Annotated in this window: 5 protein-coding genes and 1 pseudogene; 4 read left to right on the forward strand and 2 right to left on the reverse strand. The window is 68.3% G+C overall.

The window, feature by feature from the left end:
• Positions 1–193 (forward strand): annotated as a pseudogene (locus tag VQ03_RS27490) (hypothetical protein); the annotation flags it as partial.
• Positions 194–338: 145 nt separating this feature from the next.
• Here the strand turns inward: VQ03_RS27490 and VQ03_RS31190 are convergent.
• Positions 339–1,586 carry a lipase family protein gene (locus tag VQ03_RS31190; protein ID WP_053078761.1) on the reverse strand — a complete coding sequence of 416 codons (1,248 nt, stop codon included), beginning with the start codon at positions 1,584–1,586 and terminating at the stop codon, positions 339–341.
• A 728-nt stretch (positions 1,587–2,314) separates the two neighbouring features.
• On the opposite strand from VQ03_RS31190, the gene VQ03_RS27500 reads away from it, so the two are divergent.
• From VQ03_RS27500 to VQ03_RS27510, 3 genes are read left to right on the forward strand one after another with little or no spacing between them, the layout of a single operon-like run.
• Positions 2,315–3,661 (forward strand): dicarboxylate/amino acid:cation symporter, encoded by a 1,347-nt coding sequence (locus VQ03_RS27500; protein WP_048454105.1) that lies wholly within the window; start codon positions 2,315–2,317, stop codon positions 3,659–3,661.
• A 5-nt stretch (positions 3,662–3,666) separates the two neighbouring features.
• The gene (locus VQ03_RS27505; protein ID WP_048454106.1) at positions 3,667–4,590 is read left to right on the forward strand and encodes an ROK family protein; all 924 of its coding nucleotides are present in this window, start codon (positions 3,667–3,669) and stop codon (positions 4,588–4,590) included.
• 53 nt (positions 4,591–4,643) lie between these two features.
• Entirely contained in the window at positions 4,644–5,132 is a 489-nt protein-coding gene (locus VQ03_RS27510; protein WP_048454107.1) for an Lrp/AsnC family transcriptional regulator, read from the forward strand.
• 77 nt (positions 5,133–5,209) lie between these two features.
• On the opposite strand, the gene VQ03_RS27515 is transcribed toward VQ03_RS27510, so the two are convergent.
• Positions 5,210–6,680, reverse strand: a 1,471-nt coding sequence (locus tag VQ03_RS27515; protein ID WP_048454108.1) for a chloride channel protein, incomplete at its 5' end; no start/stop codon positions are given.

Consider the following 6,680-nt stretch of genomic DNA (forward strand, 5'->3'; position numbering starts at 1 on the left):
GGCCGCACCCGAGCCGGCCCCGCAGCCGGCGGCCTCCGAGGCCCACCAGGACACCCGCATCGACGACGTGATCGAGAGCCTGTCCCAGGCCCTCGGCGCCGCGGTGCCGGGCGGGGATGCCGCCCGCGACGACGGCACCCCGGCCTTCGAGCGCTGGACGGTGCGCCCGCGCCGGACCCAGCCGACGCCCTGAGCCGTGCATCGTGTTGCCGCCCTGTCTTGCCGCCACGCCTCGCCGCCACCCCTCGACGGCGCGTGGCGGCGGCAGGGTTTCCGGCCATACGGGCCGGCGCCGCGAAAAGGTCCGCGGCGCCGGCCACAAGGCGCCCGGTGCGGACTCACTCCTGCGCGTCGCAGGGCGCCGTCATGCCGAGCAGATTTTTGAAGTAACTATATAATTCGCAGATGCTTTCTTTCGTGACGCCCTGTACCGGATCAGCGCTGTAAGCCGGTAATCTGGGCGCCTCGCCGAAGATCTCCAGCGAGTACGCAGTGCTGTGTTGATAAAGGGCCTGCGCCGCGAAACCACTGAGCTGCTTCGGCGGAACGTTGATGGGCAGGCTGAAATCGTCGTCCTTTATCACGTAGGTGAATGGCGCGGTAAATCTGGATCCTTCGATCGGGGTATATGTCACCCCTGAGTTTTTTGACCAGTTATACATGTTCGACGACAGTGTCGTGATTTGAGTTGGGGCTGGGGTTGTCGAATCGTTGTTGTAGATTCCGTTAACATTGCAGATCGTTCTGATCGACGGGTCGGCCGGTGCGATGCTCCAGGCCTGCGGAACCACGTCGCGGGTGTTCCAGATGTCGACGTTCCAGGATTTCGACGGAGACGGACCGATTTGCGGGGGCAGCGTCTTCGTGAAGATCTGCGCGAAGACGTCGTTCCCGGGCGAGGCGCCGGCCGTCGCATAGACGTAGGTGATCGGAATCTGTGGCGCCACCTTGTTCTGCGCGAGGTAGAGGCCGAGCGCCGCCGACAGGGCGCCGCCGAGGCTGTGGCCCGTCACGACCAGGATGTCGGCGCTGACCGTGCCGAGATAGTCGGCCAGCGTCTTGTTCTGATCGGTCATCTCGACGAGGAGCGTGTAGAGGCCGGTCGCCGTGCCCAGGGAGATGTAGGGCTGGCCCGCGATGGGCTGCGATACGACGGTCTCGCTGGGAGTCGCGAGGAAATCCGTCCACGACACGACCTGCTCGATCGCGGCGCCCGTCTTGCCGCCGATGCCGTCCTCGCAGTTCCAGTCGAAGTTCGACATCGCTGCGGTGCCCGCGATGGCGACGACGCAGACGTCCTTCGTCGATCCATCCGGGAGAGTGGCCGTGCTGCGTGCCACCAGCATCGCGTTGTCGGACACGTTCGAGGTCGGGGCCTGGAAAACGACAGGCCCCCAGACCACCGACCACTCGCCGAGCAGGGCCGTGATATCCGGAGTGGGTGTGGAATCGTAGTTCAGGTAATGCTGAACGTAACTGTTCATCTGCAGCTGTAAATATTCTTTTTTCCCCTCCATTCTGATCAAATTATTTGATATCTGCGATAATGCGAAAACTTGTTGGAAGATATCGTAAGTCGCGGTCATGTCGTCGGCTCCTTGCTGACGCTGGGTTATTGAGAAAAAACGTACATGAAGTCGAATTTGAAATTTAGAGTTTAACGACTTGACATTAAATATAACTTTGAGTTCAGGCACATAGCGAGAATATATTTTTAGTTACGGAAATTTCCGGTTTCATGGCAGGGCAGCGTTCGGGCGATTCGCCGCGCGACGACCGGCCCCTGCCGCAAAGGCTCCGGCCTCACTCGGCAGATCCCGTTCCCGTCCTCTCCGCGGGACCACCGCGTGATGCGCCCGCCGCCCGTGTGACGCGGAGCGGGGACGCCGGCGCTCGTCCAGGCATCGCCCGGCACCGACCGGAGCCACGAGACGTCCGCGAAATGGGGCTGGACGACGCGGCGAATCGCCCTCGCACGATTGAACGCCTTGGCGTAATCCGCGAAAAGGTTGACGGCGCCGTGCCTGCGCGGCATGCCGCTTCCCGCTCGGCCCGTGTCCGATCCTCGATCGGTCGCGCGATGGCGGCCGAGAGGCGTGGTGACGGCGAGGCGGTATCGGCTCCCATACCGCAGAGGCAGGGGGATCCTGAAACGGGGACGACCGAAGGTCTTCCCTGATTTTCGACTTGGAACTCGCGGGGCGGTCTTCCTACACTGCCCGATCCGCGGCCCGTTCCACGACAGTCGCGGCGAAGGCCGCATCGCGACGGCCGACCGGAAGGCGGCAGCCGGTACCGTGGGGAGAGAACGAACATGCAGCACGCCACGCCATCCGCGACGGCCCCGGGCTCGTCGCAGCCCTGGTACAAGGTTCTCTACATCCAGGTTCTGATCGCCATCGCGCTCGGCGTACTGCTCGGCTACGTCCTGCCCGACACCGCCAAGTCGATGAAGTGGCTCGGCGACGCCTTCATCGCGCTCATCAAGATGATGATCGCACCGATCATCTTCTGCACCATCGTGCATGGCATCGCGTCGATCGGCGATCTGAAGAAGGTCGGCCGCGTCGGCCTGAAGGCACTGATCTACTTCGAGGTCGTGTCCTCGCTCGCCCTCATCATCGGGGTGATCGTCGGCGAGCTCGTGCAGCCGGGCGCCGGCTTCGGCGTCGATCCCTCGAAGCTCGACGCCAAGGCGGTGGCCGGCTACGCCAGCAAGGCGCAGGCCGATTCCACGGTCGCCCACATCATGGCGATCATCCCCAAGAGCTACTTCGACGCCTTCGCGGGCGGCGACCTGCTGCAGATCCTGCTGATCGCGGTGCTGACCGGCGTCGTCATCACGGGGCTCGGCGAGCGCGGCAAGCCGGCGATCCACGCCATCGAGGCGGCGGGCGAGATCTTCTTCCGCATCATCGGCATGATCGTGAAGCTCGCGCCGATCGGCGCCTTCGGCGCCATGGCCTACACGATCGGCGAGTACGGCATCGGCAAGCTCGGCAACCTCGCCGGCCTCGTCGCCACCTTCTATCTCACCAGCCTGCTCTTCGTGCTGGTGGTGCTCGGGCTGATCGCCCGCTTCTCCGGCTTCTCGATCATCAAGTTCCTCGTCTACATCAAGGACGAGCTGCTGATCGTGCTCGGCACCTCCTCCTCCGAGACGGTGCTGCCGCACATGATGCAGAAGATGAAGCGGCTGGGCGCCTCGGACTCGGTCGTCGGCCTCGTGATCCCGACCGGCTACTCGTTCAACCTCGACGGCACCAACATCTACATGACGCTGGCGACCCTGTTCCTGGCGCAAGCCGTGGGGGCGGATCTCAGCTTCGGGCAATACGCCACGATCATCGCGGTCGCGATGCTGACCTCGAAGGGCGCGTCCGGCGTCACCGGCGCCGGCTTCGTGACGCTCGCCGCCACGCTGGGCGCGATCCCCGGCAACCCGGTCCCGGTCGCCGCGATGGCGCTGATCCTCGGCATCGACAAGTTCATGTCGGAGTGCCGGGCGCTCACCAACCTCGTCGGCAACGGCGTCGCCTGCGTGGTGGTGAGCCGCTGGGAGGGCGAGCTCGATCCGGTCAAGCTGCGCGAGGTGATGGCCAATCCCGTCGCCATCGGCACCGAGATCGCCGACGAGAAGCCGGTCCCGGTCGCGCCCTGACGGCGATGGGGGCCTTGCGCATCGGCATCGATCTCGGCGGCACCAAGATCGCCGGGATCGCCCTCGACCCCGACGGCCGGGTCCGGGCCGAGCGCCGCGTCGCGACCCCGCGGGGCGATTACGACGCCTCGCTCCGGGCCATCGCGGCCCTCGTCGCGGCGCTCGAGGCCGAGGCCGGCGGCGCCGGCACCGTCGGGATCGGGATTCCCGGTGCGCTGGTGCCGGCGACCGGCCGGGTCAAGAACGCCAACTCGACCTGGCTCAACGGCCGGCCGCTCGGCGACGACCTCTCGGCCCTCCTCACGCGCTCGGTGCGGCTGGAGAACGACGCCAATTGCCTCGCAGTCTCCGAGGCGGTCGACGGGGCGGGGCAGGGGGCGGCCGTCGTCTGGGCGGTGATCCTCGGCACCGGCGTCGGGTCGGGCATCGCCCTCTCGGGCCGGGCCCTGTCCGGGCGCCAGCGCATCGCCGGAGAGTGGGGCCACAACCCGCTGCCCGCCCCCCGCGACGACGAGCGCCCGGGCCCGGCCTGCTATTGCGGCCGGCACGGCTGCATCGAGACCTGGCTCTCCGGGCCGGGGCTGGCCGCCGACCACGCGCGGCGCACCGACCGGGCGATGACCGGCGAGGCGATCGTCGCGGCGATGCGCGCGGGCGATGCCGCGGCCCGCGAGACCTTCGCGGCCTGGCTCGACCGGCTCGGGCGCGGCCTCGCCGGCGTGGTCAACCTCCTCGACCCGGACGTGATCGTGCTCGGCGGCGGCCTCTCGACGATTCCCGAGATCTACGGCGCATTGCCCGAGCGCGTCGCACCCCACATCTTCGGCGGCGGCTTCGACACGCCGATCCGGCCGAGCCGCCACGGCGACGCCTCGGGGGTGCGCGGGGCGGCGTGGCTGTGGAACAATCAGGATGCGCCTGCCGCCTGAGACGTGATAGGCGGAGGGTTCGACCGCCTTTCCCACCTTCGGGGAGACGAAGCGTGCCGGCCAGACCCGTCGACCTCGACCCGGCCTCGATCCGCATCCTCGAGCATTTGCAGCAGGACAGCGAGGTCGGCATCGGCGACCTCGCCGAGGCGGTCGGCCTCTCGACATCGCCGTGCTGGCGCCGGGTCGCCGACCTCAAGGCCAAGGGCATCATCCGGCGCTGCGTCGCGGTGGCCGACCCGCAGGCGCTAGGCCTCCACGTCAACGTCTTCGTCCACGTCTCGCTGGAGAAGCAGACCCAGGCCGCCCTCCAGGCCTTCTCCGACGCCATTCGCCATCGGCCGGAGGTGATGGAATGCTACCTGATGAGCGGCGAGGCGGATTACATGCTGCGGGTGGTGGTCGAGGACCTGGCCCAGTACCAGCGGCTGATCGTCGACCACCTGACCCGGATTCCCGGCGTAGCAAAGATCCGGTCGAGCTTCGCGCTCGATCAGGTGAAGTACACGACGGCTTTGCCATTGGATCACTTGAAGGAATGACGTCGCGCCGGAAGGTATTGCGGCTCCCGGCCACGACCTCGTCCTGAGGACGCGGCCGGGAGTGGGGGAACCGCGCGTCACGCGTCCTGCACCACCTTCCCCCGCGCGAGATACGCCTGCCGTTCGACCTCCGCCCGGCTGAACGCCGCCCGCACCTGCAGCAGGTCCTTGCGGGTGAGGAGCCCGACGAGCCGGCCGCTCTCCGGATCGGTGACCGGCAGGCGGCCCTGGCCGGTCGCCAGCATCAGGTCGATGGCGTGCGCCGTGACGTCGTCCGGGTGGACCACGGCCAGGGCGGCATCCGAGACGCGCTCGTCGAGGCGCTCGCCCTCGTGCCCGCCCTCGGTCGTCCACAGGAGCGCGTCGGCCCGCGAGACGAGGCCGACCGGGCGGCCGGCGCCGTCCACCACCGGGTAGATCCGATGCCGGCCCGTCTCCAGCACCGCCACCGCCTCCGGCACCGGCAGGGTGCCGGGCAGCGTGTCGACGGCGCGGACCATCACGTCCGCGACGCGGGTGAACTCGTGCGGGTCGATGCCGTACTCGCAGGTGATGTGCCGGCCGCGCCGTGCGATCTTTTCCGTGAGGATCGAGCGCTTGAGCAGCAGCACCGCCACCGCGTAGGCGGCGGACGAGGCCGCGAGCAGGGCGGGGAGCGCGTGCACGTCCCCGGTCAGCTCGACCGCGAACAGCGCGCCGGTCAGCGGTGCCCGCATCGTGCCGCCCAGCATCGCCCCCATGCCGAGCAAGGCCCAGAAGCCCGGATGGCCCGGCAGGGCCATCCCGATCAGCCAGCCCAGTGCTCCGCCGAGGATCAGGAGAGGGGCGAGCACGCCGCCGGAGGTGCCCGACGACAGGGCGACGAGCCAGATCGCGGCCTTGACGCCGAAGATCAGCAGCACGGCCTCGAGCGCCAGATGGCCGCCGATCAGGTCGGCGATGACGTCGTACCCGACGCCCAGCGCCCGCGGCTCGATCAAGCCGCCGAGGCCGACGGCGAGGCCACCGAGTGCCGGCCACCACATCCAGTGGATCGGCAGGTGCTCGAACGCGTCCTCGCAGGCATAGAGCAGCCGGGTGAGGAGGCCCGACAGCAGGCCGGCCGCGACGCCGAGCCCGGCGCAGGCGACGAGCCCCCACCAGGGCAGGGCCGGATCGGCCGCGAAGGGGAAGAGCGGACCTGCACCGAACAGGGCCGGACGCAGGACCGTCGCGGTGACGGCGGCGGCAGCCACCGGGATGAAGCTGCGCGGGCGCCACTCGAACAGCAGCAGTTCCACCGCGAGCAGCACGGCGGCGACCGGCGTGCCGAAGATCGCCGTCATGCCGGCGGCCGCACCCGCGACGAGAAGAGTCTTCCGCTCCGCGGCGCTCAAGGCGAAGAACTGGGCGAAGAGCGAGCCGAGGGCACCGCCGGTCATGATGATCGGCCCCTCGGCGCCGAACGGCCCGCCGGTGCCGATCGAGATCGCCGAGGAGACGGGCTTCAGCACCGCCACCTTCGGCGACATCCGGCTGCCGCCGATCAGGATCGCCTCGATCGCCTCC

The organism is Methylobacterium tarhaniae, assembly GCF_001043955.1.
Lineage (GTDB): Bacteria > Pseudomonadota > Alphaproteobacteria > Rhizobiales > Beijerinckiaceae > Methylobacterium > Methylobacterium tarhaniae.